The sequence below is a fragment of the Micrococcus flavus genome (genome assembly GCF_014204815.1).
GTDB lineage: Bacteria > Actinomycetota > Actinomycetes > Actinomycetales > Micrococcaceae > Micrococcus > Micrococcus flavus.
The window spans coordinates 398,674-423,964 of record NZ_JACHMC010000001.1 but is presented as its reverse complement, the minus strand read 5'-3'; the positions used below and the strand labels follow the sequence as shown (position 1 = coordinate 423,964).

General features: G+C 74.4%; 24 protein-coding genes. 9 read left to right on the top strand and 15 right to left on the bottom strand.

Annotated features, from left to right (window positions below; genetic code table 11):
* Positions 1-177: 177 nt before the first annotated feature.
* Positions 178-1,434 carry an acetoin utilization protein AcuC gene (locus BJ976_RS02035; RefSeq protein WP_376698698.1) on the bottom strand — a complete coding sequence of 419 codons (1,257 nt, stop codon included), beginning with the start codon at positions 1,432-1,434 and terminating at the stop codon, positions 178-180.
* Between the two features lie 172 nt (positions 1,435-1,606).
* Between BJ976_RS02035 and BJ976_RS02030 the strand changes: the two genes are divergently transcribed.
* Both BJ976_RS02030 and BJ976_RS02025 read left to right on the top strand, forming a co-directional pair.
* Complete coding sequence (locus BJ976_RS02030) at positions 1,607-2,989, top strand: TrkH family potassium uptake protein (RefSeq protein WP_135029739.1); 1,383 nt, start codon at positions 1,607-1,609, stop codon at positions 2,987-2,989.
* Positions 2,982-3,656, top strand: coding sequence for a potassium channel family protein (locus BJ976_RS02025; RefSeq protein WP_135029742.1), 675 nt, complete (start codon positions 2,982-2,984; stop codon positions 3,654-3,656). Before BJ976_RS02030 ends, BJ976_RS02025 begins: the two co-directional genes overlap by 8 nt.
* Positions 3,657-3,682: 26 nt before the next feature.
* Here the strand turns inward: BJ976_RS02025 and proC are convergent, their stop codons facing one another.
* From proC to topA, 4 genes are read right to left on the bottom strand one after another with little or no spacing between them, the layout of a single operon-like run.
* Entirely contained in the window at positions 3,683-4,537 is an 855-nt protein-coding gene (gene proC, locus BJ976_RS02020; protein WP_135029744.1) for a pyrroline-5-carboxylate reductase, read from the bottom strand.
* A 52-nt stretch (positions 4,538-4,589) separates the two neighbouring features.
* Positions 4,590-5,522, bottom strand: coding sequence for a sugar phosphate isomerase/epimerase family protein (locus BJ976_RS02015; RefSeq protein WP_135029746.1), 933 nt, complete (start codon positions 5,520-5,522; stop codon positions 4,590-4,592).
* Between the two features lies 1 nt (position 5,523).
* The gene (locus BJ976_RS02010; RefSeq protein WP_135029748.1) at positions 5,524-6,546 is read right to left on the bottom strand and encodes a Ppx/GppA family phosphatase; all 1,023 of its coding nucleotides are present in this window, start codon (positions 6,544-6,546) and stop codon (positions 5,524-5,526) included.
* Between the two features lie 2 nt (positions 6,547-6,548).
* Complete coding sequence (gene topA, locus BJ976_RS02005) at positions 6,549-9,407, bottom strand: type I DNA topoisomerase (RefSeq protein WP_135029750.1); 2,859 nt, start codon at positions 9,405-9,407, stop codon at positions 6,549-6,551.
* A gap of 278 nt (positions 9,408-9,685) precedes the next feature.
* On the opposite strand from topA, the gene BJ976_RS02000 reads away from it, so the two are divergent.
* From BJ976_RS02000 to BJ976_RS01990, 3 genes are read left to right on the top strand one after another with little or no spacing between them, the layout of a single operon-like run.
* Positions 9,686-10,384, top strand: a complete 699-nt coding sequence (locus tag BJ976_RS02000; protein ID WP_135029752.1) for a S8 family serine peptidase — start codon at positions 9,686-9,688, stop codon at positions 10,382-10,384.
* The gene (locus BJ976_RS01995; protein WP_135029754.1) at positions 10,384-11,226 is read left to right on the top strand and encodes a hypothetical protein; all 843 of its coding nucleotides are present in this window, start codon (positions 10,384-10,386) and stop codon (positions 11,224-11,226) included. Before BJ976_RS02000 ends, BJ976_RS01995 begins: the two co-directional genes overlap by 1 nt.
* Positions 11,223-11,876: a hypothetical protein gene (locus tag BJ976_RS01990; RefSeq protein WP_221419381.1), complete on the top strand. Its 654-nt coding sequence runs from the start codon at positions 11,223-11,225 to the stop codon at positions 11,874-11,876. Before BJ976_RS01995 ends, BJ976_RS01990 begins: the two co-directional genes overlap by 4 nt.
* A gap of 28 nt (positions 11,877-11,904) precedes the next feature.
* On the opposite strand, the gene BJ976_RS01985 is transcribed toward BJ976_RS01990, so the two are convergent.
* Together BJ976_RS01985 and trhO are read right to left on the bottom strand one after the other, a co-directional pair.
* Positions 11,905-13,551 (bottom strand): DUF7059 domain-containing protein, encoded by a 1,647-nt coding sequence (locus tag BJ976_RS01985; protein WP_135029755.1) that lies wholly within the window; start codon positions 13,549-13,551, stop codon positions 11,905-11,907.
* Positions 13,548-14,468 (bottom strand): oxygen-dependent tRNA uridine(34) hydroxylase TrhO, encoded by a 921-nt coding sequence (trhO, locus tag BJ976_RS01980; RefSeq protein WP_135029757.1) that lies wholly within the window; start codon positions 14,466-14,468, stop codon positions 13,548-13,550. The genes BJ976_RS01985 and trhO overlap by 4 nt, the downstream gene beginning before the upstream one ends.
* A 97-nt stretch (positions 14,469-14,565) precedes the next feature.
* Between trhO and BJ976_RS01975 the strand changes: the two genes are divergently transcribed.
* Positions 14,566-15,345 carry a GNAT family N-acetyltransferase gene (locus BJ976_RS01975; protein ID WP_135029759.1) on the top strand — a complete coding sequence of 260 codons (780 nt, stop codon included), beginning with the start codon at positions 14,566-14,568 and terminating at the stop codon, positions 15,343-15,345.
* 167 nt (positions 15,346-15,512) lie between these two features.
* A complete protein-coding gene (locus BJ976_RS01970; protein ID WP_135029931.1) occupies positions 15,513-17,864 on the top strand; it encodes a DNA 3'-5' helicase SftH in 2,352 nt (783 codons plus the stop codon).
* Here BJ976_RS01970 and BJ976_RS01965 read toward each other — a convergent pair whose 3' ends face one another.
* From BJ976_RS01965 to BJ976_RS01935, 7 genes are all read right to left on the bottom strand, one after another.
* Positions 17,865-18,272, bottom strand: coding sequence for an Rv3654c family TadE-like protein (locus BJ976_RS01965; RefSeq protein ID WP_135029761.1), 408 nt, complete (start codon positions 18,270-18,272; stop codon positions 17,865-17,867). It lies immediately after the preceding gene.
* On the bottom strand, positions 18,269-18,736 hold the full coding sequence (locus BJ976_RS01960) for a TadE family type IV pilus minor pilin (protein WP_135029763.1): 468 nt from the start codon (positions 18,734-18,736) through the stop codon (positions 18,269-18,271). Before BJ976_RS01960 ends, BJ976_RS01965 begins: the two co-directional genes overlap by 4 nt.
* Complete coding sequence (locus BJ976_RS01955; RefSeq protein ID WP_135029765.1) at positions 18,729-18,962, bottom strand: DUF4244 domain-containing protein; 234 nt, start codon at positions 18,960-18,962, stop codon at positions 18,729-18,731. The genes BJ976_RS01960 and BJ976_RS01955 overlap by 8 nt, the downstream gene beginning before the upstream one ends.
* Positions 18,963-19,164: 202 nt before the next feature.
* Complete coding sequence (locus BJ976_RS01950) at positions 19,165-20,223, bottom strand: secretion system protein F (RefSeq protein ID WP_229667290.1); 1,059 nt, start codon at positions 20,221-20,223, stop codon at positions 19,165-19,167.
* Positions 20,220-21,461, bottom strand: a complete 1,242-nt coding sequence (locus BJ976_RS01945; RefSeq protein WP_229667288.1) for a TadA family conjugal transfer-associated ATPase — start codon at positions 21,459-21,461, stop codon at positions 20,220-20,222. Before BJ976_RS01945 ends, BJ976_RS01950 begins: the two co-directional genes overlap by 4 nt.
* 366 nt (positions 21,462-21,827) lie before the next feature.
* Positions 21,828-22,640, bottom strand: coding sequence for an NUDIX hydrolase (locus tag BJ976_RS01940; RefSeq protein ID WP_376698697.1), 813 nt, complete (start codon positions 22,638-22,640; stop codon positions 21,828-21,830).
* A gap of 65 nt (positions 22,641-22,705) precedes the next feature.
* Entirely contained in the window at positions 22,706-23,305 is a 600-nt protein-coding gene (locus BJ976_RS01935; protein ID WP_135029769.1) for a LysE/ArgO family amino acid transporter, read from the bottom strand.
* A 307-nt stretch (positions 23,306-23,612) separates the two neighbouring features.
* Between BJ976_RS01935 and BJ976_RS01930 the strand changes: the two genes are divergently transcribed.
* Positions 23,613-24,005 carry a hypothetical protein gene (locus BJ976_RS01930; RefSeq protein ID WP_135029770.1) on the top strand — a complete coding sequence of 131 codons (393 nt, stop codon included), beginning with the start codon at positions 23,613-23,615 and terminating at the stop codon, positions 24,003-24,005.
* A gap of 99 nt (positions 24,006-24,104) precedes the next feature.
* Entirely contained in the window at positions 24,105-24,296 is a 192-nt protein-coding gene (locus BJ976_RS01925; protein WP_239286768.1) for a hypothetical protein, read from the top strand.
* Between the two features lie 109 nt (positions 24,297-24,405).
* Here the strand turns inward: BJ976_RS01925 and nth are convergent, their stop codons facing one another.
* Complete coding sequence (gene nth / locus BJ976_RS01920; RefSeq protein WP_135029774.1) at positions 24,406-25,227, bottom strand: endonuclease III; 822 nt, start codon at positions 25,225-25,227, stop codon at positions 24,406-24,408.
* Positions 25,228-25,291 lie beyond the last annotated feature (64 nt).

Below are 25,291 nucleotides of genomic sequence, written 5' to 3'. Positions count from 1 at the left end.
GGGGACTCCTTCGTCGGGGTGAGGGTCGGCGGGGCGTGGGGACCGCGGGTGTCCGGGTCCTCCGGTCACGCCGACCCGCATTCCACCGGGTGTGGAACGCATGAAAACGTTCCCGGCCACACTACCGGTCGCCGCGGGCCCGCGTCGAACCGCGGCGCCGAGGGGCCTCGGGGGCCCTCAGCCGAACCAGGGGTCGAGACCGTGCAGGGGGAAGACCTCGCGGCGGGTGGCCATGATGGTCTGGTCGACGGGGTCGGCGGGGTCGTAGCCCACCTCCCACGAGCGCCACCACACGTCGGCGTCCTCGCCCATGACGGCGGGGATGCGCGCCTCGTCGTCGCCCTCGAACAGGGACATGTCCCCCGTGAGGTCCTCCTTGCCCAGGCGCCGCACGTGCTCCCGCCAGGCCTCGGGGATCGGCGTGGACAGCGGCACCGGCTGGCCGGTGACGACGCCGACCAGGTGCGTCCACGCACGCGGCACCACGCGCAGCGGGTTGTAGCCGCCGCCGCCGGTGGCCAGCCACCGGCCGTGGGCGAACCGGTCGGCCCAGTCGCCGAGGTCGAAGGCCAGCTGGCGCTGGCCGTCCACGGACAGGCGCAGGTCCGCCAGGGGGTCCGCCGCGTGGGAGTCGCAGCCGTGCTGGGTGATGAGCACGTCCGGGGCGAATTCCTCGAGCAGCTGGGGGATCACGGCGTGCGCGGCCCGCAGGAAGCCGGCGTCTCCGGTGCGCGGGGGCAGGGCCACGTTCACCGCGGTGCCCACCGCGTCCGGGCCGCCGGTCTCGTTGGCGAACCCCGTGCCGGGGAACAGGCTGATGCCCGTCTCGTGCAGGGAGATCGTCATGACGCGGGGGTCGTCGTAGAAGATCGCCTGCGTGCCGTCCCCGTGGTGGGCGTCCACGTCCACGTAGGCCACGCGCTCGGCGCCCAGGTCCAGCAGGCGCCGGATCGCCAGCGCGCAGTCGTTGTAGATGCAGAACCCCGAGGCCCTGTCCCGCGCGGCGTGGTGCATGCCGCCGGAGAAGTTCACGGCGCGCGTCACCTCCCCGGACCAGACGGCCTCGGCGGCGGCGCGGGTGCCGCCGGCGATCCGCGCCGCGGACTCGTGCAGGTCGGGGAACGTGGGGCAGTCCTCGGTGCCCAGACCGTGCGCCTCGTCCACGGCGGCGTCCTCGCACGAGGCCGACCGCACGGCCGCGATGAACTCCGGGGAGTGCACCGTGGCCAGCTCCTCGTCCGTGGCCACGGGGGGCTGGAGGATCCGCACGTGCTCCGCGTCCAGCAGGCCGAGGGCGTCCGTGAGCCGGTGCGTCAGGTCCAGGCGCAGCGGCGCCATCGGGTGATGCGCGCTGAAGCGGTACTTCAGCAGGCTCGGATCCCACACCACCGCGGTGGGTGCGGGCTGGGCGGCGTCGGACGTGGCGGAGGTCACGCCTCAGGGTAGATCCGTCCACCACCGTCGGGGCAACCCGGCTCCGGATCGTGTCCCCTCCGTGACGCGCAGCGGCACGACGCCGACCCGGTTCCCCGAGGGGGATACTGGACCCGGCCCGCCGGGCCGAGACGGGGCCCCGCCCCGGCGACCACCCACCAGGAGGATCCCCATGGCCCCCGCCCCCGCGTCCGCGCTCCGGCGCGCGAGCGGCGCGGTGACCGCCGTCGTCGCCGGCTCCCCCGCCCGCGCGGCCCTGTCCGCCTTCGCCCTCGGAGCCCTGCTGTTCACGGCGCTCCTGACACTGCCGATCGCCGCGGCGGACGGGCGTCCCACCGCGCTGCACGACGCCATGTTCACGGCCGTCTCCGCCTTCTCCGTGACGGGGCTGACCACCGTGGACACCTCCACCCACTGGTCGTTCTGGGGACACCTGATCCTGCTGGCCGCGATGCAGATCGGCGGCCTGGGCATCCTGTCCATGGCCTCCCTGCTGACCCTCGCCGTGTCCCGTCACCTCGGCCTGCGCACCAAGCTCGCCACCCAGGAGGCCGGCATGACCACCGGCAACATGGGCGAGGTGGGCCGGCTGCTGCGGGTCGTGGTGGTCACCGTGCTCACGTGCGAGGCCGCGCTGGCGGTGATCCTCGTGCCGCAGTTCGCGGGGCTCTCCGGGTCCTGGGCCACGGGCCTGTGGCAGGGCGTCTTCTACTCGGTGAGCGCGTTCAACAACGCCGGCTTCGCCCTGCACGCCGGCGGCGGCATCGCGGAGCTCGCGGGGCAGCCGGTGATCGTCACCGTGATCGCGGTCGGCGTGTTCGCCGGCGCCCTGGGCTTCCCCGTGGTGATGGTGCTGCTGGACAAGGGGTGGCGGTTCCGCTCCTGGAACCTGCACACCAAGCTCACCGTGGAGGTGACCGTCCTCCTGCTGCTGCTCGGCGCCGTCGGCCTGTTCTTCTTCGAGGCGGACAACCCGGCCACGCACGGGGGCATGGGGGTGGGTCAGCGCATCGCACACGCGCTGTTCGGCTCGGTGATGACGCGCTCGGGCGGGTTCGCGATCGACGACACCAACAGCCACAGCCCCGAGTCCCTGCTGCTGATGGACGCCCTCATGTTCGTGGGCGGCGGGTCGGCCTCCACCGCCGGCGGCATCAAGGTGACGACGCTGGCCGTGATGTTCCTGGCCATCGTGGCCGAGGCGCGCGGTGACAAGGAGGTCACGGTGCACGGCCGCACGATCGCGCAGGAGACCCTCCGGGTGGCCATCTCCGTGCTGGCACTGGGGTCGACGCTCGTGCTGCTGGCCACGATCGTGCTCGTCTCCATCACCGGCGAGTCCCTGCAGCGGCCCCTGTTCGAGGTGATCTCGGCGTTCGGCACGTGCGGGCTGTCCGTGGGGGTGTCCGCCGAGGCGCCGCCCGCCGGCAAGTACCTCCTGACCGCCCTGATGTTCGCCGGGCGCGTTGGTACGATCACGTTCGCCGCCGCCCTGGCCCTGCGCCAGCGCCGCGTGCTCTACCGCTACCCCGTCGAGAGGCCGATCCTTGGCTGACCAGCAGCGCACCGACCCCAACGCGCCCGTCCTCGTGATCGGCCTGGGGCGCTTCGGCGCCGCCACGGCCCAGGAGCTCGTGGCCCAGGGGCGCGAGGTCCTGGCCATCGAGCGGGACCCGGGACTCGTGCAGCGCTTCGCCCCCGTCCTCACGCACATCGTGGAGGCGGACGCCACGGACCCGGAGGCGCTGCGCCAGCTGGGCGCCCAGGACTTCGCCATGGCCGTGGTGGGCGTGGGCACCTCGATCGAGGCGTCCGTCCTGATCACCGCGAACCTCGTGGACCTGGAGATCCCCCACATCTGGGTCAAGGCCATCTCCGACGCACACGGCACGATCCTCCAGCGGATCGGGGCGCAGCACATCATCTTCCCGGAGAAGGACGCCGGCGTCCGCGCCGCGCACCTGGTGAACGGGCGCATGCTGGACTTCATCGAGTTCGACGACGACTTCGCGATCGTGAAGATGTTCCCGCCGTCCGAGACGGTGGGCTTCACCCTGGCCGAGTCCAACGTGCGCCAGAAGTACGGCGTGACGATCGTGGGCGTGAAGACCCCCGGCGAGGACTTCACCTACGCCCAGCCGTTCACCCGCGTGGGCCCGCGCGACACGCTGATCGTCTCCGGCCACACGGACCTCATCGACCGGTTCGCCGCGCGGCCCTGAGCAAGGGCGCGGCGCGCCGCTGGACCTCAGCCGGCGAACTCCTCGCCCATCTCCCGGTCCCGGGCCGCGGCGGCGTCCATGGCCTCGGCCACGAGCCGCTCGAACCCGCCCTCCTGCAGCACCGCCACGGCGCGCTCCGTGGTGCCGTTCGGGCTCATCACGGCCTTCCGGAGCTGCTCGGCGGTCTGGTCCCCGGACTGCACGCCGCGCTGCAGCATGAGCCCGGCGCCCTTGACGGTGGCCGCGGCCATGGCCTCGGCGTCGGCCCGGTCCAGGCCCAGCTGCACCGCGTGCTTCGCGATCGCTTCGGCCAGCAGGAACACGTAGGCGGGAGCCGAGCCCGCCGCCGCCACGACGGCGGACAGCTGCTCCTCCGTCACCGGCACCACCAGGCCAGAGCCGGAGAACAGGGACTCCACGAGCGCGCGCTGCTCCTCGGTGACACCCGCGGCGGGGGCCACGCCCACCACGCCGGAGCCGACGGTCAGCGGGGTGTTCGGCATGGTCCGCACGAGCGGCTGGCCCGCCGGCAGGGCTGCGGCGATGGTCTCGGCGCGCACGCCGGCGGCCACCGACACCACGACGGTCTCCGGACGCAGCGCGGGGGCGATCTCCCGGGCGGTGGCCACGATGTCCTTGGGCTTGACGCCGAGCAGCACCACGTCCGCCTCCCGCACCGCGGTGAGGTTGGCGTCGGGGTCCTCCTCGGACGAGTGCACGGTCACGCCGTGCTTCGCCGCCCGCTCCTGCGCCGAGGCGGCGCTGCGGGTCGTGGCGGAGATGCGGTCCGGCGTCGTGACGGAGGCGGCGAGCAGGCCGGTGAGGATGGCGCCGGTCATGGAGCCGAGGCCGAGGATCGCGAGGCGGGGCTGGGAGGTCATGGTCGGTCCTTTCCGTGGGGGTCCGTGGGAGGGGCGACGGCGGCCGCCCGGGTCAGTCGTCGCGCCCGCCGAGGTGCTCGCGCGCGAAGGCGAGCGAGGCGGCCAGCTTCTCCTCGCGCTCGCCGGCGTAGGAGACGCCGCGGGTGCCCACCTCCACGCACACCGAGCCCGCGATGCCCGCACGTCCCAGGAACCGCAGGGACTCGGCCACGTTCTGCGTGCCCTCCCCGGGGACCAGGTGGGCGTCCTTGGTGCCGTCCACGCCGTCGGTGAGGTGGACGTGGCGCAGCCGCCGGCCGAGCCCGCGGATGTTGGCCAGCGAGTCCTCGCGGGCGATCGCGGCGTGGGAGAAGTCCCACGTGACGTGCTCGTAGGGCTCGGGCACGGGGTCCCAGTGCGGCAGGTACATGGTCAGCTCCCGGCCGCGGGCGCGCCACGGGTACATGTTCTCCACCGCGATCACCACACCGGTCTCGGACATGATCTCGGCGATGCGCCGGGCGAACTGCGAGGCGTAGGTGCCCTGCCAGCGGAACGGCGGGTGCGCCACCACGGTCCGGGCGCCCACCGCCTGCGCGAGCTCCACCGACCGCTCGATCTTGGACCAGGCCGTGCCCCACACCTGCTGGGCGAACAGCAGGGTCGGGGCATGGATGGAGTCGATCCGCATGCCGGTGCGCTTGGACAGCGTGGTGAGTCGGTCGGCGTCCTGGCTGTACCCGTTGTGGGTGACCATCACCTCGACGCCGTCGTAGCCCAGGTCCTGGGCCAGGGCGAACACGTCCTGCGTGCCCAGCGGGAAGACCGAGGAGGAGGACAGGGTCACGGGGATGTCCGCGCCGTGGCGGAGCTCCGGGATCAGGTGCTCGGTGGACACCAGCGGCGGGGCGAGCTGCGGCTCCCCGGGTAGACGCGCGTGGGAGCCGGTGCCCGACACCCGGTGGGGGTACGGGGTGCGGGCGGGGTCCGGTGTCGGCTCGGTCATCTCAGCGCACCCCCAGGCGCAGGCCCGGCAGCAGTGAGTCCGTGTTGAGGTTGATGTGACCGACCCCGCGGCCGCCGTCCCGCGTGAGGTGGCCCTCCAGCATGAGGGCGTCGAGCCGGTTGAGGATGAGGCCCTCGCGCAGCGCCCACGGGCAGATCTCCAGCTGGGCCACGCCGAAGGCGCGCATCGCGGCGAGTGCGACGACGGCGCCCGCCAGCACCTGGGGCGCGCGCACCTCGGAGACGCCGGGCAGCTCCGCGCGCTCGTCCCACGTCATGGCGGCCAGGCGGTTGACCCAGAGCTGCAGGTCGTCCGCGCGCAGGTGCCGCTTGACGTGCGGACCCGCCGCGGACGGCGCCGCGCCGGTGAGGCGGGCGAGGGCCCGGAACGTCTTGGACGTGGCGGTGACCGCGAGCGGGGCCTCCGTCGGAGGGAACCGGGCGAAGGCCTCCTCCATGCGCGCCTCGACGTGCTTGCGCAGCCGCTTCACGCCCTTGGGGCTGGGCGGATCGTCCGGGAGCCACTCGCGGGTGAGCCGGCCGGCGCCCAGGGGCAGGGAGACCGCGTGGCTGGGCAGCTCGTCCTGGCCGTAGGCGATCTCGAAGGAGCCGCCGCCGATGTCGAAGTTCAGGATGGACCCGGCGTCCCAGCCCTGCCAGCGACGCACCGCGAAGTACGTCATGGCGGCCTCCTGCTCGCCGGAGAGCTCCATGAGGTGCACCCCGGTCTCCGCCTCCACGCGGGCCAGCACCGCGGGGCCGTTGGCGGCCTCGCGGATGGCGGAGGTGCAGAAGGAGATCATGTCCTCCGCCTCGTGCTCCTCGGCGAAGGCCACGGCCTCGCCGATGAACCCGACCAGCTCGTCCTGGCCCTCGGTGCTGATCGCGCCCTCGTCGTCGAGGAAGCGGATCAGCGGCAGGGACCGCTTGTGCTCCGCGTACGGGGCCGGACGCGCCCCGGCGTGCGCCTCCACGAGCAGCAGGTGGACGGTGTTGGACCCGATGTCCAGGACGCCGAGGCGCACGCTCAGCCCTTCTTCCGGGGGGCGGGCTTCGTCGCGGGGGCCTTCTTCGCCGCGGGCCTCTTCGCGGCCGGCTTCCGGGCCGGCGCCTTCTTGGTGGCGGGGCCCTTGGCGCGCTTGTCCGCGAGGAGCTGGTAGGCCTCCTCCGCGGTGAGCTGCTCCGGGTCCTTCCCGCGCGGCACGGTGATGTTGGTCTGGCCGTCCGTCACGTACGGGCCGAACCGGCCCTCCTTGACCGTGACCTTCTTGCCGGACACCGGGTCCTCGCCGAACTCGGCCAGCGGCGGCTTGGCCGCGCCCCGGCCGCGCTGCTTGGGCTGGGCGTAGATCTCGAGGGCCTGCTCCTGGGTGATCGTGAAGATCTGGTCCTCGGACTCGAGCGACCGGGAGTCCGTGCCCTTCTTCAGGTACGGGCCGAACCGGCCGTTCTGGGCGGTGATGACCTCGCCCTCGGCGTCCGCGCCCACGATCCGCGGCAGGGACATCAGCTGCAGCGCCTGCTCCAGCGTGACCGTGTCCAGGGACATGGACTTGAAGAGGGAGCCGGTGCGGGGCTTCTCCTTGGCCGGCTTCTTCTTGGGCTTGGGCCTGCCGTTCTTGTAGTACTCGGTGGGCTGCGCGTCCAGCCAGGCCTGCAGCTGCTCCTCCGTCATCTCCGGGATCACCTCGGTGACGTACGGCCCGTAGCGCCCGTCCTTGGCGACGACGACGCGCCCCGTCTCCGGATCCGTGCCCAGCTCGCGCTCGCCCGTGCCGCCGCTGGCGGCCAGGAGCTCCTCGGCCTTGGCCGGCGTCAGCTCGTCCGGAGCGAGGTCCTCGGGCACGTTGGCGCGGTCCGGCGTCGTGCCCTCCGGGGCGCCCTCGGGCAGGCGGCGCTCGAGGTACGGGCCGTACTGGCCCACGCGCAGGGTGATCTCGTCTGTGACGGGCAGGGAGTTCACGGCGCGGGCGTCGATCTCCCCGAGGTTCTCCACCACGTGCTTGAGCCCCTCCACGCCCCGCTGGGTCTGCTCCGCGGGGGCGCCGAAGTAGAAGGTCTGGAGCCAGGCCTCGCGGGCCAGCTCGCCGGCGGCGATCCGGTCGAGGTCGTCCTCCATGCGGGCCGTGAAGTCGTAGTCGACGTACGTGGCGAAGTGGTCTTCGAGCAGGCCGATCACGGCGAACGCGGTCCAGGACGGCACCAGGGCGTTGCCGCGCTTGGTCACGTAGCCGCGGTCCATGATCGTGGAGATCGTGGGCGCGTAGGTGGACGGGCGGCCGATCTCGCGGCGCTCCAGCTCGGCGACGATCGAGGCCTCCGTGTAGCGCGCCGGCGGGGAGGTCTCGTGCCCGGTCGGCTCGATCGGGGCGCCCGTGAGGGTCTCCCCCTCCCCGACCTGCGGCAGGCGGCGGCCCACGGAGTCCTTGTCCTCCGCGTCCTCCTTCTCCACGTCCCGGCCCTCCTCGTAGGCGTCGAGGAAGCCCTTGAACGTGATCACGGTGCCGGAGGCGGCGAACTGGGCCGTCCGGCCGTCCTCGGCCGTGGCGGAGAAGCGCAGCGTGGCGGTGTAGCCCTTGGCGTCGGCCATCTGCGACGCCACGGTGCGCTTCCAGATCAGCTCGTAGAGCCGGAACTCGTCAGGCCGCAGCTCGGCCTTGACCTGCGCGGGCGTGCGGAAGGCGTCGCCCGCCGGGCGGATGGCCTCGTGCGCCTCCTGCGCGTTCTCGGAGCGCTTGGCGTAGACGCGGGGCTTGTCCGGCACGGACGCCGCGCCGTAGAGCTCGGTGGCCTGCGTGCGGGCGGCGCCGATCGCCTCCTGGGAGAGGTTCACCGAGTCCGTGCGCATGTAGGTGATGTAGCCGTTCTCGTACAGGCGCTGGGCCACCTGCATGGACACCCGCGAGCTCATGCGCAGCTTGCGGGAGGCCTCCTGCTGGAGCGTGGAGGTGGTGAACGGGGCCGCCGGCCGCCGGGTGTACGGCTTGTCCTCCACGGCGTCCACCGTGAAGTCCCTGCCGGCCAGGCCCGCGGCCAGCGACGACGCCGCCGCCTCGTCCAGGTGCGTCACCTTGCCGGCGGCGGAGTCCTTGAGCGCGCCGGCGTCCGTGAAGTCGCGGCCGGTGGCCACGCGGGAGCCGTCCACCGTGGACAGGCGCGCGGTGAAGGAGGAGCCGGCGGCGCCGTCGGCCTTCGCGTCCGGGCCCACCGTGAAGGTGCCCTCCACGCCCCAGTACTGCGCGGCCACGAACGCCATGCGCTCGCGCTCGCGCTCCACCACCAGACGGGTGGCCACGGACTGCACGCGGCCGGCGGACAGGCCACGGGAGACCTTGCGCCACAGCACGGGCGAGAGCTCGTAGCCGAACAGGCGGTCCAGGATGCGGCGGGTCTCCTGGGCGTCCACGAGGTGGGTGTCCAGCTCGCGGATGTTCTCGAGGCCGCGGCGCACGCCCTCCTTGGTGATCTCGCCGAAGGTCATCCGGTACACGGGGACCTTGGGCTTGAGGGTGTCCAGCAGGTGCCATGCGATGGCCTCGCCCTCGCGGTCCGCATCCGTGGCGAGGTAGAGGGCGTCCGCGTCCTTGAGCTCGCGTTTGAGCTCGGTGACCTTCTTCTTCTTGTCCGGGTGCACCACGTAGTACGGCGTGAAGCCGTGGTCCGTGTCCACCGCGAACTTGCCGTAGGGGCCCTTCTTCATGTCCGCCGGCAGGTCCGAGGGCTTGGGGAGGTCCCGGATGTGGCCCACGGACGAGTCCACCACCCAGCCGGAGCCCACCGCGTTCAGGTACTTCGCGATGGACTTGCTCTTGGCCGGGGACTCCACGATGACCAGCTTCTTGCCCTCGGGCGTGGAGCCGGTCCTGGACGCGGATGCAGGGGACAAGGGGGGTTCCTCCTCGGACGGGGATGGGCGGGACCGCCGACGACGGCGCCGCTCCGGCGCCCGTCATCCTACGGGCCGATCCCTCCACACTATCCACAACAGCGGACACGACGACGCCCGGACCGGGACGGGACCCTGGGCGAGACCTTGGCGCCTCCGGGCGCTCAGTCTATTCTCAGGCCATACTTCCCCGCCGGTCCCGTACCCGTACCCCATCCCGCACCGTCCAGGGCACCGACCGGCATCGGCGGCCCTGGGGCGCGACAGCCTGTCTACTCGTGGGTTCCCTCGTCGTGGCCGGATGCGCATCCACGGCAGACGGGGACGGCGAGCTGACCGTGGGCGTCATCGACGGGTTTGTCCAGCCTGCGGGCTCCGTGAACTGCGTCGAGTTCCACCAGCATGCCGCGACCCTCGGGCGGGAGGAGTCCCCTCATGCCCGGCGCACACTAGAGACGATGCGGCCAGGGCTCGAGGCGGTGTGCTCAGCCCGTGACGGCGCGGTGACCGTCCATCACCACGGGATCGCCATCAGCGACACCCTCGAGGCGGAGGCCTTCGACGCGGCCTTGCGTGTGCTGGAATCCCGTGGGACGGACCTCCTGATCCTGCCGCTTACCTTCGACGTCCCCACAGACTCGGCCGCAGACACCATCGCTCGCATGCACCGTTCGGGCACAGTGGTCCTCGCAGCAGCAGGCAACCGTCCGGGCCTGTCATCCGGCTTCCCCGCGTCCATGCCGGAAACGATCTCCGTCGGCGCCGCCGACCAGCACGGCGACCCACGGTGGTACAGCCCGGTGACCGGGGTGGACGTCCTCGTTGATGTCCCCGACGGAGAGCCTGGCGAAGGCGGCACGTCCTCGGCTACGGCACAGGCGGCCCGCATCCTCCTAGAGCGCGTGAGCCGGGGTAGCGACACAACTGGCGCCGCACACCAACTGCAGACCTCTCACCCCTACGAAAGGACCCCCTGATGAAGACCAGATTGATAGCCGTCGCGTCGGCGCTCGCCGTCGCCGTCGCCACCACCGGCATGAGCGTAGACCCCGTCGATCCGGTTGCCGCCGGCACTACGAAGACCACCGACGCCGTGGCCGAGGACCTTGAGCTGCAGGCCCTGGACTTGACGGCCGACACAGTGGAGCTGGACGTCACCGCCCAGCTCCACGCCGACGACGAGATCGCCTACGACCTGACCCTCGACGCGGCCACGTCTGAGGGCATGGTCCATCTCACCAGCGACGTCGCGGAACTAGACGGCCAGACCCTCGCCCTGGACGTCCACGAACTGACCGCCGACCGAGTCCTCTTCACTGCGACGGACGTGGAGACCGGCCAGAGCGCGGTCTACGACTCCTCGCAGGGGACGCTGTCCGCGATCCCGTTCCTGCTGGCGTTGCCGGCCCTTGGGGCCATCATGAAGGCATTCCTAGTGGCGACGGGGGCGACCGTCGTCATCCTCGGCGTCACCTACGTCGTCGCAGACCGGGCCATCCCCGCCATCCGCGAGCAGATCCGCAAGAACTCCGCGACTAAGCGCCACTACGCCGTAGTGCTGCGAAACGGAAAGGTCTACTTCGGTGCCGGTCTGAGCCTCTCTCAGGCCGTCACGCACTTCCGCGGTGGAGGCAACACCTGGTCCGCCTCAAAGGACGGAGCACGTCAAGTCGCGCAGTCTGCGCGCTCCGGTCTCAGGCCGGTCGGTCCGGAGCAAGACAAGTCGGGCTCAGGCAAGTACTGCCACTACCACGGCAACAACCGCAAACCTGCGGGCGTCCACGCCTTCTACGGCGTGGCCGGGCAGGGGACGTGTTGACTGCCCGGGATACCTCGGTGCCGACGGCGGAGCTCGTCCGCCGCTGGGAGTCCGCGGCCCGACCCGCGCCCACCGTGGCAGAGGTGGGCTCCATGCTGGCGGAGCGCTACCGCGCCAGGCCCCTGGCCCCGGAGATCCTCTCGGGAGGACACCTCCAGAATGACGAGGAGCTGCGGGACGGGACGCAGAAGGTCCTGTGGACGATCACGGACCCCGTCACCCTCCTGCACTGCGCCCGGCACGCCTTCGCCTCCCTCGACGCGTACCTGAGGCACCTCGAGTCGGGGCGACAGGAGGAGGACGAGGCCATCCAGGCAGAGGACGGCATCGAGCGAGCCGACGTCGCCTACTGGACAGGGCTCGAGAGCCCGATCCCCGAGGAGGACCATCCCTACGGACTGGTCCTCACCCAGCACGCCCTGGGGCAACGCGTCACCGTGATCCTCGAGGTCGAGGACGGGGCGGTGACCGGGTTCAAGGTGGAGGGCGTGCTCGGGCGGATGGTGGACGAGCACCTCGAGGGGCTCGTGGGCTTCCCCGAGCCGGACCCCACCTTCCACGAAGCCGTGCCGGTGATGAGGCGCGGGGACCCCGGCGACGAGATGTTCGTGCGGCATCTGCGTCAGGCCGCCCGGTTCGGCTTGATCTGACGCCGGGGCCGCGCCCAGGCCCTGGCACTCAGGCCTCGGCGAGGAACCCGTCCTCGTAGAGCTCACGAACGGCCACGAGCAGCGCGGTCTGGGCGGGGGCGTCCAGCTCGAGCAGGGCGGCGAGCGCCCCGACGATCTGCCCGACCGTCAGCTCGCCGTCACTCGCCGCGAGCAGGCCGGCGGTGGCGGTGTCCAGACGGGCGGTGCGCCGGAACCCGGAGCCCTGGCGGGCCAGGATCACCTCCGGGTGCTCGGCGCCGAAGCGCTGGTGCCGTTCCTCGGTGACGTCCTCGGCCACCCGCAGGTGCAGTCCGCGCAGTACGGCCAGGGTGGGGTCGCCGTCGGACGCTGCGCCGCCCGTGCCCGCCGCGAGCCGGTCCCGGCGGGCGATCGCGGCCGCCCACGCGGCGCCCAGGGCGTCGTCGGCCGGGCCGGTCAGCTCCTCCGCCACCGTCCAGGCCCGGCCCTGCGAGCCGTCCGCCGCCGGGCGGCGCAGCCACACGTGGCCGAAGCCGACGCCGGCCACGCCCCGGGCCGTGAAGTCCTCCAGGTACTGGGCATACCGGCGCTGATACGCCTCCGGGTCGAGCTCTAGCGAGGAGTCCTGCAGCCAGGTCTCGGCGTAGCCGGCCGCGTCCTGCACGTCCCGCTGCACGAACCAGGCCTGGATGCCCTCGGCCACCCAGGAGCGCGGGCGCGCGTCCCAGGCGGGGGCGGGGGCGCCGTCGTCGTCGGGGGCCGCGGGGATCTCCCAGTTGGCGAGCAGCTGCGCGGTGCCGCCCTCGGCGAGCACGTCCGACAGGCCCGCGAGCAGCTCGGCGACGAGCCGGTCCCCCTCGCGGCCGCCGTCGCGGTAGGTGAGCACGGGGGCGTCCGGGTCCGTGCGCGGGGTGATCACGAACGGCGGGTTGGAGACCACCATGTCGAACCGGCGCCCGGCCACCGGCTCGAGCATGTCCCCGGCGAGCAGCTCGACGCGCTCCTCGAGGCGCTCGCGGTCCAGGCCGAGCACGTCCGCGTTGAGCAGCAGGTTGAAGCGGGTGAACTCCAGGCAGCGCGGGGCCAGGTCCGTGGCGGTCACGTGCTGCGCATGGGCGAGCAGGTGCAGGGTCTGGATGCCGCATCCGGTGCCGAGGTCCAGCGCCGCGTCCACCGGCCGGCGCTGCACGGCCCCGGCCAGGGTGAGCGAGGCACGCCCGATGCCCAGCACGTGGTCCTCCGGCAGGGGGCCGCGCCGCTGCAGCGCGGTCTGGTCCGAGGCCACCCACAGGCGGCCCGGCTCGTCCGTCTCGTAGGGCGAGAGGTCGCACGTGGCACGTGCCGTGCCGTCCGGGGCGTCGACGATGAGCCCGGCCTCCCGCAGCCCGTCCAGTCCGAGCGTCGGGACGGCGGCGGCCAGGGCGGCGGCGGGCACGGGATCCCCCAGCAGGAAGGCGCCGACGACGGCGGCGAGCGGACGGGTGCCCGAGGCGTCGGGGGCGGCGCCGTCCGAGGCGGGGTCCAGGACGCGCGCCACGGCCATCCTGGCGGCCTCGGCGTGCTCGCGGTCGAGGGCGGCGGTGGCGACGGGCCCGAGCAGGCCCTCCACGGCGTCCGTGGTGTACGGCAGCGCGGTGAGGTCGGCGGCCAGGGCGGCGGCCGACGTCGGGGTCAGGGACGGGACGGGCAGGCTCATGCGGGAGTCCTCTCGGGGGCGCGGCGGTCCGCGCAGACGGGGCAGCGGTGGTAGGTGTGGGCGGCCACGCAGTCCGGGCAGCGGACCTCGAGCGTGGTGCAGGCCGGGTCCGCGCAGTTGGCCAGGCGCGAGGTCGCCGCCCCGCACGTGACGCAGCGGCCGATCGTCTCGGCGTCGTCGGAGAAGCGCACGGACAGGCGGCGGTCGAACACGGCGAGCTCGCCGTGCCACAGGCCGGCGTCCCCGAAGGCCTCCCCGTAGCGGACGATGCCGCCGTCGATCTGGTAGACCTCCGCGAACCCGCGGTCCTTGAGCAGCGCGGAGAGGACCTCGCAGCGCACCCCGCCCGTGCAGTAGGAGACCACCGGCGAGTCCCTGAGGTGGTCGAGGGCGCCGGAGTCGACGGCCGCGAGCAGGTCCCGCGTGGTGCGCGCCTCCGGGACCACGGCCCCCTCGAACCGGCCGATCTGCGCCTCCACCGTGTTCCGGCCGTCCAGGAACACGACCGGGCGATCGGTGCCCGCACGCTCGGCCACGAGGGCGTGGACGCCCTGCGGGGACAGGTGCTCGCCGGTGCCCACCACGCCGTGCTCGTCCACGCGGACGCGGCCCGGGGCGCCGAATGCCACGAGCTCCGGCCGCACCTTGACCGACAGACGCGGGAAGTCCTCGGCCGACCCGTCCGACCACTTCACGTCCAGGTCGGCGAACGCGGGGTGCTCGCGGGTGCCCTGCACGTAGGCCTTGACGGCGTCCACGGGCCCGCCGACCGTGCCGTTGATCCCCTGCGGGGACACGATGATCCGCCCGGTCAGACCGAGGGAGGCCGCGAGGGTGCGCTGCCAGAGCCGCACCGCCTCCGGGTCGGCGAGCGGGACGAAGCGGTAGTAGAGGACGATGCGGGAGACGGTGGTCATCGGCGTCGAGCCTAGTCGGCCGCGCACGGCTCCGAATGTGACGCGGCCCACGGGCAGACCGTGACCGGCGACCCCGCGGGGAAGTACGCTCGACGGCATGACGCAGAGCATCGACGACACCCTGGTGGGCACGTGGTTCGCCGCGTGGTCCCGCTCCCGCGGCTACGAGACCCGCACCGAGGACGGCCTGCGCTCGGCGCTGCGCCAGAAGCGGCCGGCCCGGCGCATCCCGGGCGGCTCCGGCCGGGCGACGCTCGACATCCCGATGACGTGGGAGCACATCCTGGTCGAGCCCGACGCCGCCGCCCTCGCCCCGGCCCTGCGCTCCCTGGAGGAGCAGCCGGACCGCCTGATCACGGTGTTCGGCGAGACCTCCGAGGACCTGACCGCGGCGGGCCTTCACAACGCCGCCGAACCGGAGCGGTTCATGACCGTGGCCCTGGACCCCGAGGTCCAGGACGTCGAGCTGCCGCTCCTGCCGGAGGGCTACGAGGCCCGCGTGGACGAGCCGGTGGAGGGCGCGCGGCGCCTGCGGCTCTACGCGACCGGGGACGCGTCCGCCGCCCCCGACGGCGAGGAGCAGCTCGCCGGCCTCGGCTGGGTCACCTTCGAGGGCGACACCGCCGTCTACGACCGCATCTGGACCTCTCCGCACTACCGCCGCCGCGGCCTCGGCAGCCTCCTCATGCGGTACCTGACCAGCGAGGCCCTCAGCGCCGACGCGGACCTCGAGCACGGCCTCCTCGTGGCCTCCCCGGACGGGCAGAAGCTCTACGGCCATCTCGGCTGGACCGACCTGGGCCCCGTCAGCATCTGGACCCGCGCCGAGGACGACGAGGCCGCGGAGGCGGAGCACACCGGCACGATGGGGCGGTGACCCCCTCCCCCGACGACGGCGTCCCCTGGCCCGACGGCGACCCGTGGGGCGAAGGGCCGGAGGTCGCCCCCGCGGGGGACACGCCCTGGCACGACGCCGGCCCCTGGGCGCCGCCCGCACACCTCGCCGCGGCCTCCCCGGAGGCGCGCGGGGCGCTCGCGGCGGCGCTGGGCCGCCGGTCGTTGCCGGAGCAGGTCCGGCATGTCACCACGCTGCCCGCCCGGCAGGCGCGCACCGCGGCCTGGCCGGAGGGGACGCCCGAGGGGCTCGTGTGCGCCTTCGCGGCGCGCGGCGTCGAGGCGCCGTGGGAGCACCAGGTAGCGGGGGCGGCGTCGGCGCTGGCCGGGCGGCACACGGTGCTCGCCACGGGCACCGCCTCCGGGAAGTCGCTGGGCTACCAGCTGGCCGTGGGGACCACCCTGGCGGACGACCCCCGCGCCACCGCCCTGTACCTGGCGCCCACCAAGGCCCTCGCCGCGGACCAGCTGGCCTCGTGGCGCGCCCTCGAGCGGGACGGCGCCCCCTGGCTGCGGGCCGCCCCGTACGACGGCGACACGGCCCCCCAGGACCGCATCTGGGCCCGGGAGCACGCGAACGTCCTGATGACGAACCCGGACATGCTGCACGTCGGGATCCTGCCCCACCACGAGCGCTGGGCGACGTTCCTGCGCCACCTGGCCTACGTGGTGGTCGACGAGTCCCACACCTACCGCGGCGTGTTCGGGTCCCAGGTGGGCATCCTGCTGCGGCGCCTGCGCCGGGTGGCCGCCCACTACCGGGGCGAGCGCCCCGCGGCGGTGTTCCTCGGGGCCTCGGCCACCTCGGCCGCGCCGGCGGAGCACTTCGCCACGCTGATCGGAGCGCCGGCCGTGGCCGTCACCGACGACGCCTCCCCGCACGGGGCCGTCCACGTGGCGTTCTGGGAGCCGGAGCTGACCGACCGGCGCGGGGAGAACGGCGCGCCCGTGCGGCGCTCCGCCACGGCCGCCGCCGCCGACCTGGTGACCGACCTCGCCCTGCAGCAGGTGCGCACGCTCGCGTTCATCACGTCCCGTCGCGGCGCCGAGGTGATCGCGAGCACCGCCAAGCGCCAGCTCGAGGAGGTGGAGGCCGGCCTCGGAACGCGGATCGCCGCCTACCGCTCCGGGTACCTGCCGGAGGAGCGGCGCGCCCTCGAGGAGGCGCTGCGCTCGGGACGGCTGCTGGGGATGGCCTCGACGCCGGCGCTCGAGATGGGGATCGACATCGCCGGGCTCGACGCCGTGGTGGTGGCGGGCTGGCCGGGGACCCGCGCGTCGTTCTTCCAGCAGATCGGACGCGCCGGGCGCGGCGGACAGGACGCCCTGGCGTTCTTCGTGGCCTCGGACGACCCGCTGGACACGTTCGTGGTGGACCACCCGGAGGCCGTGTTCGACCTCGGCGTGGAGGACACCGTGCTGGATCCGGCCAACCCGCACCTGCTGGGCCCGCAGCTGTGCGCGGCCGCCGCGGAGCTGCCGCTGACCCCGGATGCGCTCGCGTGGTTCGGGGATCCGGCGCGGGTGCGCGCGCTGCTGGACGTGCTCGTGGAGCAGGGGCTGCTGCGCCGCCGTCCGGCCGGGTGGTTCTGGACGCACGCCGAGCATGCCGCCGCCCTGGTGTCCCTGCGGGACGACGGTGGCGGGCCCATGGACATCGTGGACGTGGAGTCCGGCGCTCTGCTGGGCACCATGGACTCCCCGCAGACGCATTACCAGGCCCACCCGGGGGCCGTGTACGTCCACCAGGACCGCACGTTCCTGGTGGAGGAGCTGGACGAGGACGGGCACGCGGTGCTGGTGCGCCGGGCCTGGCCGGACTTCACCACGCAGGCCCGGGACGTCACGGAGGTGGAGATCGTGGCCGTGCACCGCCGGCTCGACGCGGCCGGATCCTCGCTGCGCTGGTGTCTCGGGGACCTGCAGGTGCGCACCCAGGTGATCTCCTTCCAGCGCAAGGCGCTGCTGTCCGGGGAGGTGCTGGGCGAGGAGCCCCTCGACCTGCCGGCCCGGGACCTGTTCACCTCCGGCGTGTGGTTCCAGGCCTCCTCGGACGAGCTGGTGGCCGCGGGGCTGACCATGGACCGGCTGCCCGGCGCCCTGCACGCTGCCGAGCACGCCATGATCGGCATGATGCCGCTCGTGGCCTCCAACGACCGCTGGGACATCGGCGGGGTGTCCATGGTCCTGCACCCGGACACCGGCTCCCCCGCGGTGTTCGTGTACGACGGCCGCCCCGGCGGGGCCGGGTTCGCCGAGCGCGGCTTCGCGCAGGCCCGCCGCTGGGTGGAGGCCACCGCCGGGGCGATCGCCGCGTGCGAGTGCGAGGACGGCTGCCCCTCCTGCGTGCAGTCGCCCAAGTGCGGCAACCGCAACAGCCCGCTGGACAAGGCCGGGGCCCTCACTGTGCTGCACTTCCTGACCGAGCGGTTCGACAGCCTCGCCGAGGTCCCAGTCGGCGTCCCGGACGTGACCGGGGCCGACAGGGCGGGCCACCGCTGATCACCCCGGCCCAGTGCCCGGGTGCGGGGCGCCGGCGACGGCGACCGCCTCCCCCGGCGGCAGCGGCACCGGGCCCTGACGCACCTCCACGGCCACGCGCATCGACCCGTCCTGACGGGCCGTGCACTCGGTGACGACGGCCCCGTTGCGCTCGGCCGTGTCCTCGGCGATCCCGCAGGGGTCGTGGTCGGACAGCCCACGGCGGGCGTCCGAGGCCGCGAGCGCGGCCAGGTCCGCGGCGCCGGAGGCCCGGGCGGAGACGACGGCGGCCTCCCCCACCGCCAGGACGGCGGCGAGCAGGCCCGCGGCCAGGAGCACCGTGCCCAGCACCGTGACGGATCCGGAGCCGGTGTCGTCCCGCCACGGCGGCCGGGGCCCGGTGGTGGCGACCTCGCCGGGGGCACTCATGAGCGCACCGGGAAGGGCGGCGGCTGCAGCGGGGCGGAGGCCTCGGCGCTCAGCAGCGCCCCGGCCAGGAACCCCGGGCCGGCGTGGGTGACGGTCACCGTGGCCCAGCCGTCGCCCATCGCCAGGTGCACGTCCGCGCCGTCCCCGGCCATGCGGGCGGCGGCGGACCGGGCGGCGGCCTCCCCGTCCCCCCGGGCGAGCACCCGCGCGGCGGAGGCGGCGGCGTCCTGGTTGCGGACCTGCTGCACGGCGCCGGCGCCGGCCAGCAGCACCGCCACGAGCATCAGGACGGCCGCCGGCAGGAGCACGGCGTACTCGGCCGTGAGCGCGCCGCGGTCGCCGGCGAGGAGCCGCCGCCCGCCCGGTCGGCCCTCGCACCGGGTCCGGGAGCCGGGACGGCCGCCGCCGGTCCGTCCGCCACGGGGGCGGACGGACCGGCGGAGGGTGGAGCGGTCCTCAGTCACGGGTCAGCGCCTGGGAGACGAGGTCCACCAGCAGGCCCTGCACCTCGGAGCTGGTGAGGACCACGGCGAGCACGCCGGCGAAGCCGACCGCGGCGAGCGTGAGGATGCCGTACTCGGCGGTCTGCGCGCCGGTCTCGTCCGCGGCGGCCCCGGTCAGGGCGGCGGCGCGCTCGGCGCCGAGGGTGGTGGTGAGGGTCTGCTGCAGGGCGGTGGAGATCGGGGTCATGGGATTCCTCCTGGGTGTGGGGCCGGCTCGGTGGCCGTGCCTCGGTGTGATGGCTGCGTCCCGGGTGGGCCGCTGATCCCAGACTGGGCGGCCGGAGCGCCCGGCGGGTGAGCGGGGTGTGCGGCCGTGGACGACGCCCCGGGTTCCGGCACCCTGTGCAGGAGCGGACCGCCCCCGCCCCCTCGGTCGGTAGCCGGTGAGGTCAGCCGCCGCCGAGCAGCGCGAGGGCCATGGGTGCCACGCCCCAGCACACGAAGGCCGGGAGCTGGCACAGCCCGAGCGGCACCACGAGCCGCACCGCCAGCTCCTCCGCGGCGCGCTCGTCCGCGCGTCGCCCCGCCTGCCGCAGACCTGCTGCGGCGGCCGCGAGCGTCCCCTGCCCGGCCATGCCGGTGCGGTGCAGGGGGCGCAGCCGCTCGCCCAGGGTGCGCCAGGAGGGCCGGTCCGCGACCGGCTCCCACGCCTCGTCCCAGTCCGCGCCCCAGCGCAGCAGCGTGGTGACCACGCGCAGGCCCTGCGCGCCGGGCAGGCACACGGCGACGTCGTCGAGCGCCGCCGGCAGGGAGCGCCCCGCCCCCAGCAGGGCCGCCGCCACGTCCAGCACGACGGCGGGGTCCGCCTCGGACTCGTCTCCGGCGGCGCGGCGCACGGCCAGTCGCGTCCAGGCGCGGCCGGCCGCCGTGAGCGCGCCGCCGAGCGCCAGGAGCATCCACCCGAGCGGGGTGGCCAGCAGCTCCACGGGACCCATGCCCAGCAGCCAGGCCAGGCCGAGGCCGCCCACGGGCAGCCAGGAGAGCAGCCGGGCGGTGGCCCGGGGTCCGGCCGCGGCGGACCGGCGCGCCCGCGCAGCGTCCAGCCCGGCCTCGAGCGCGTCGGCCAGGCGCACGGCCACCGCGGACGGGGCGGCCCCGGCCCGCCGCGCGGCGGCCAGGGCGGCGTCGGCGAGGGCCCAGGGGTCGGCGTCGTCGCCGTCACCCCGCTCGGTGATGGCAGCGCCCTCCGGGTCGGGCGGCAGCGCCCACCGGGCGTGGACGGCGCGGCGTCGCGCCTCGTGATGCGGGCAGCACCGCTTGGCGGGATCCTCACACGGCGGGGCGCCCCGGGCGACCTCCTCCCAGGCCGCGTCCGCGGCCAGCCCGGCCCGCAGCAGCGCCGCCCACCGGCGCAGGGCCTCGGCGGCCTCCTCGAGCCGGGCTTCGGCGCGGGCCTCGCGTCCGGCGCGGCCCCGCAGCGCCGTGAGCAGCCGCCGTGCCCGACTCATCCGCCCGCCCCGGGCGGTGTCGCCGGTCCACGGCCGGCCAGCCGGGCCCGGAGCAGGGCCAGGCCGGGTCCGTCCCGCGTGCCCTCCTCAGCGGTCCAGGTCAGGGCGGGGAGCATGCGCAGCGGGGCGGCCGGGTCGTCGGGCCGGTCCGGGACCGCGAGCGCCGCAGGGTGCCTCCCTCGGCCGTCCCGCACGACATGCAGCACGGCGTCCACCCCGGCCCGGGTCTGGGCGGCCACGGCCGCGGGCGACCACCCCGCCAGAGCGCCCATCGCGGTCAGGCGGGCGGGGACGTCGTCGGCGGCGTTGGCGTGCAGCGTGCCCCACGCGCCCTGGTGGCCGGTGTTGAGGGCGGTGAGCAGGTCCGCCACCTCCGCGCCGCGGCACTCGCCCACCACCAGGCGGTCAGGCCGCATGCGCAGGGCCTGCCGGATGAGCTCCGCGAGGGTCACCTCGCCGGCCCCGTCCGGGTTGGGGGCGCGGGTCTGCAGCGGGATGACGTGCGGGTGCGCGGGCGTGGCCTCCCGGGTGTCCTCTACGAGCACGATCCGCTCGTCCGGGGCCGCGGCCGACAGCGCTGCGGACAGCAGCGTGGTCTTGCCTGAGCCCGTGGTCCCGCTGACCAGCACGGTGGCGTGGCCGCCCACGAGCTCGTCCAGCACCGCACCCCACCGGGGGCCGTCGGGCCAGCCGCGGGCCAGCCGCTCCAGCGACGGCGGCGCGGGTGCGGGCACGCGCAGGCTTAGGACGGCGCCCCCGCTGCTGACCGGGGGCAGCGCGGCGTGGACGCGCACCCCGTACAGGCGGGCGTCGGCCAGGGGGACGGCCGGATCGAGGCGGCGTCCGGCCTGGGTGATGAGGCGGACGGCGAGGGCCTCCGCGTCCCCCGGCCGCAGCGTGAGAGACCGGCGCACCAACCCCTCCGTGCCGTCCGTCCACACGTGGCCGTCCGCGTCCACGAGCACGTCGGTGACCCCCTCCCTGCGCACCCACGGCGCGAGGGGGCCGAAGCCGGTCAGCTCCTCCGTGACCGCCGCGGCGCGCCGGGCCACGACGCCGGCCCCTCCGGCCGTCAGGGGCTCCGCCGCGGCCTCGGGCGCGACGCCGGGGTCGGGGAGGGCGAGGACCCCGCGCACCGCGTCCAGGACGGAGGGCTCCGCCCCGAGCGGGGCACGGGCGAGCCGTTCGGCGGCGGCCCGCCGCACACGGGCCAGGCGCTCCTCCGGGTCGAGGTCCACCGGTCCACCCGGATCGGGTGCGGGCCGGCGGAGGAGGCGACGCAGGGCGCCGGGCGGGCCCTGGCGGGGATGCGGGGCCTCCGCGCCGGGGACCGACGGCGGTTGCGCGGCGGCCCCGGACGGCACCGGCGCGGCGGCGGGTCCACGGGGCGGCCCCGCCGGTCGTGGCCGGCGTCGGGGCCGGGCGGGGGGCAGGGACGGGTCGGCGGGCACCCAGGCGCGCACGGGGCCTCCTCGGCGGGATCGGGGTCGGGCCCCGCCAGTCCACCCCGCCCCGGTCGGTGCCGCACCACCGGGGTCCCGCGCCGGGGACCGGGCCCGCCCCGGCGGCGGCTGTGCAGGAGTCGTGGCCGAGAGAGAGGCGGCTCAGGCCGCGGGCCCGGGCCCTCCCGCCCCGCCGCGCCGCAGGGGCAGGCGGGTCGCGGCGTCCACCACCCGGGCCTCGTCCCAGGGCTCGTCCCAGCCGAGCAGGTGCAGCACGCGGTCCAGCAGGGCGGCCGTGAACCCCCACACCAGACGGTCTTCCACCAGGAACCCCGGGGTGATGCCGCGCCGGCCCCCGGGCCGGGCCACCCGCACCCGGTTCACGGGAGCGACGAGGTCCGCCACGGGCATGCGGAAGACGGCGGCCGCCTCCCCGTGGTCCACCACGCCCACCTCGCTGGCCCGCCGCCACCAGCCGACCACCGGATGCACCACGTGCCCGGACACGCTCACCGGCACGGGCGGCAGCACGCCCAGCACGTCGACGCCGGCCGGGTCCAGTCCCGTCTCCTCGCGCGCCTCGCGCAGGGCCGTGGCCACCACGTCCCCGTCCTCCGGGTCCACGCGGCCGCCGGGGAACGCCACCTGCCCGGCGTGCTGGCGCAGGGTGGCCGCCCGCTGGGTCAGAAGCACGTCCACGGCCGGGTGGACCCCCCGGCAGGAGCGGGCCGCGGGGACGTCGTCGAGGGCGCCGAACAGGATCAGCACCGCGGAGGGGCGGGCCTCGGCCGGGACCGGCCAGTCCAGCCCCCACATGGCGGCGGAGGCCTCGGTGATCCGCGTCAGGGACCCCGCGGCGGCGGGGCCGGGGGCCGCCGTCGCGGGCACGCCGTGCTCGGCCAGGAGCGCCTCGAGCCCGGCGCGGGCGGACGCGGTGGACGGGACGGCGGGCCGGGGGGCGGAGAGGGAGGCCATGGGCCCACCGTAGCGGGGCCGCCTGGACGCCGACGCCGACGCCCGCGGCCGCCCGCGGGCCCGGATCAGCCCAGGATCAGCGTGAGGGCGAGCGCCACCATGACGACCCCGATCACCAGGTCCAGCACCCGCCACGCCTTCGGGTCCCCGAGCGGCCCGGAGAGCAGCCGCGCGCCGTAGCCGATCGCGGAGAACCAGAGGACGGAGCCCAGGGCGGCGCCGGCTGCGAACACCCACCGGCGGTCCGGGCCGTGCTGGTTGGCCAGTCCGCCGAGGAACACCACGGTGTCCAGGTACACGTGGGGGTTCAGCCAGGTCAGGGCGAGCGTGGTGCCGAGCACCGACCCGGCCGAGCGCGGTGCCTGCTCCAGGGTGAGCGCGGTGGGCTGCAGCGCGGAGCGGAACGAGGTGACCGCGAACCAGAGCAGGTACAGCGCCCCACCCCAGCGGAGCACCTCCAGCAGCCAGGGGGCGGCGCCCACCACCGCGCCGACACCCGCGGTGCCGCCGAAGATCAACACCGCGTCGGAGAGCATGCACACCGCGACGACGAGCCCCACGTGCTCACGCCGCACGCCCTGGCGCAGCACGAACGCGTTCTGGGCGCCGATCGCCACGATGAGGGCGAGGCCCGTGATCAGCCCGGCCAGGGCGAGGGTCCACATGGGCCCGACGGTAGCGTGTGCCGAGCGGCGGACGTCGCCTCAAGCCCCAAGGGACCACTCAGTGCGCTTGCACCGCTGCCACTCGCAGTGACGGGCGAGTAGCTCGCGCCCCTCACCCGTAAGGCGATAAATCCCTTGAGGGATTGTGCGACGTGTCACACTCTGCTGGATGACGGCGCCAGTGAGCGTCGTAGCAAAACCTAGCGATCACGAAGAAATCAGTTGACGCCGTAGGTAAAACTTACCCTCGCTATATGTATCTCATAGACTCTGTGATTGTCCATGTCATCCACAGAAACGGAACACGATGACCTCCCCCCTGACTCGCATCGCACGTTCAGGCGCCGCCATTTCCCTTGCAGGCACCCTGCTCGCAACCTCCCTTGGCACATCAGCGTGGGCTGTCGAACCCGCGCGCGTCGGCGCACCGAATGTCTCGCACACCAGCATCAGCACGTCCGCCTCCACCCCCTCCACCCCGTCCGCAGACGAGGAAGAGTTCACCTCCACGGTGATCGAGAAGGACAAGGGATATTCCGACGTCGCTCACACCGACGCACTGCCCTGGGTGGTCGCCCGCTGCCTCATGGGGCTCGGACTGAACGGCCCACAGATGACCCAGATCATGACGAAGGGAACCCTGGAGGCGTTCTGGGCAGCCGGCGGACGGGCCACCCTCGCCTGCCTGCGTGGAAAGTGACCACCCATGTTCCATGCCACCTCTGCACGGCCCCGACTCGAGGCCAAACTCCGGAGCCTTGACGCTCGTATTGCCGAACATCCTTTGGGATCGACTGCCGTGAAGGATGCCCACGCCGTCATCACGGCGAACGCCGGAGCCGGAAAGGAAGCCATCGCACGCGAACTTGCAGAGCGCGGCCTTCCTTCACTCCAGGAGCTCGGATCTCTCCAGGTCCGGCATTCACTTACCTGGTGGTGGCTCAATAGGAGCAAGATTGCCGCCGAGTCGAAGCTCGCTCGGCTGCCCTGAACCCCGGCTTTCATCCTTCGGAGCCCCCGCAGGACGGGCGGTTAGCCAGCTCGCTACCCGCCCGTCCTGCGAACAGGGATCCACGTGCCGTCGCCTTACGCCTCGCCCCTCACGCCTCCAGCGACCACCCCTCGGCCCGCAGTTGCCGCCGGGTCTTCCCGGCCCGCATCGCGGCGAGCAGCTCCTCGCGGCCCGGCTTCAGCTCGTAGGAGAGGAGGGCCCGCGCCGCCTCCGGCTCGGTCTCGCCCTCGCCGTAGGAGGGGCACCAGCGGGCGATCGGGCACGCCCCACACGCGGGCCGGCGCGCATGGCACACGCGGCGGCCGTGGAAGATCAGGTGATGCGAGAGCATGGTCCAGTCCTTCGGCGGGAACAGCGCGGCGACGGCGTGCTCCACCTTCACGGGGTCCGTCTCCTCCGTCCACCCGAGGCGCCGGGCGAGGCGACCGACGTGCGTGTCCACGGTGATCCCCGGGCGGCCGAAGGCGTTGCCGAGCACCACGAACGCCGTCTTGCGCCCCACGCCCGGCAGGGAGACGAGGTCCTCGAGGCGGCCGGGGACCTCCCCGCCGAAGCGGGCCACGAGCTCCTGAGAGAGCCGCAGCACCGCCGACGCCTTGTTCTTGTAGAACCCGGTGGGCCGCACGAGCTCCTGCAGCTCCACCTCGGAGGCCGAGGCCATGGCGTGCGCGTCCGGGAAGCGGGCGAACAGGGCCGGGGTCACGGCGTTCACCCGGACGTCCGTGGTCTGCGCCGAGAGCACCGTGGCCACGAGCAGCTCGAACGGGGTCTCGAAGTCCAGCTCCGCCACGGCGTACGGGTAGGCCTCGGCCAGGACCCGGTCGATCCGCCGCGCCCTCCGGGTCAGGGCCAGCGTGGTCTCCCCCGTGGGGGTCGCCGCCGCCGCGGTCGTCGTGCCGTCCTCGGCCATGGGGCCGCCTCCCGTCCTCGGTGCCGCTCCATCCTAGGGAGCCGGGGGCCGTGATGAGTCACAC

What these genes read in the sequence shown, in the direction of transcription:
- nth (WP_135029774.1), bottom strand. Translation starts at nt 25,227, where the DNA reads ATGGCCGAGGACGGCACGACGACCGCGGCGGCGGCGACCCCCACGGGG.
- proC (WP_135029744.1), bottom strand. Translation starts at nt 4,537, where the DNA reads ATGACCTCCCAGCCCCGCCTCGCGATCCTCGGCCTCGGCTCCATGACC.
- BJ976_RS01940 (WP_376698697.1), bottom strand. Translation starts at nt 22,640, where the DNA reads ATGGCCTCCCTCTCCGCCCCCCGGCCCGCCGTCCCGTCCACCGCGTCC.
- BJ976_RS01930 (WP_135029770.1), top strand. Translation starts at nt 23,613, where the DNA reads ATGACCTCCCCCCTGACTCGCATCGCACGTTCAGGCGCCGCCATTTCC.
- BJ976_RS01975 (WP_135029759.1), top strand. Translation starts at nt 14,566, where the DNA reads ATGACGCAGAGCATCGACGACACCCTGGTGGGCACGTGGTTCGCCGCG.
- BJ976_RS01950 (WP_229667290.1), bottom strand. Translation starts at nt 20,223, where the DNA reads ATGAGTCGGGCACGGCGGCTGCTCACGGCGCTGCGGGGCCGCGCCGGA.
- BJ976_RS01985 (WP_135029755.1), bottom strand. Translation starts at nt 13,551, where the DNA reads ATGAGCCTGCCCGTCCCGTCCCTGACCCCGACGTCGGCCGCCGCCCTG.
- BJ976_RS02015 (WP_135029746.1), bottom strand. Translation starts at nt 5,522, where the DNA reads ATGACCGAGCCGACACCGGACCCCGCCCGCACCCCGTACCCCCACCGG.
- BJ976_RS01935 (WP_135029769.1), bottom strand. Translation starts at nt 23,305, where the DNA reads ATGTGGACCCTCGCCCTGGCCGGGCTGATCACGGGCCTCGCCCTCATC.
- BJ976_RS01965 (WP_135029761.1), bottom strand. Translation starts at nt 18,272, where the DNA reads ATGAGTGCCCCCGGCGAGGTCGCCACCACCGGGCCCCGGCCGCCGTGG.
- BJ976_RS01995 (WP_135029754.1), top strand. Translation starts at nt 10,384, where the DNA reads ATGAAGACCAGATTGATAGCCGTCGCGTCGGCGCTCGCCGTCGCCGTC.
- BJ976_RS02030 (WP_135029739.1), top strand. Translation starts at nt 1,607, where the DNA reads ATGGCCCCCGCCCCCGCGTCCGCGCTCCGGCGCGCGAGCGGCGCGGTG.
- BJ976_RS01955 (WP_135029765.1), bottom strand. Translation starts at nt 18,962, where the DNA reads ATGACCCCGATCTCCACCGCCCTGCAGCAGACCCTCACCACCACCCTC.
- trhO (WP_135029757.1), bottom strand. Translation starts at nt 14,468, where the DNA reads ATGACCACCGTCTCCCGCATCGTCCTCTACTACCGCTTCGTCCCGCTC.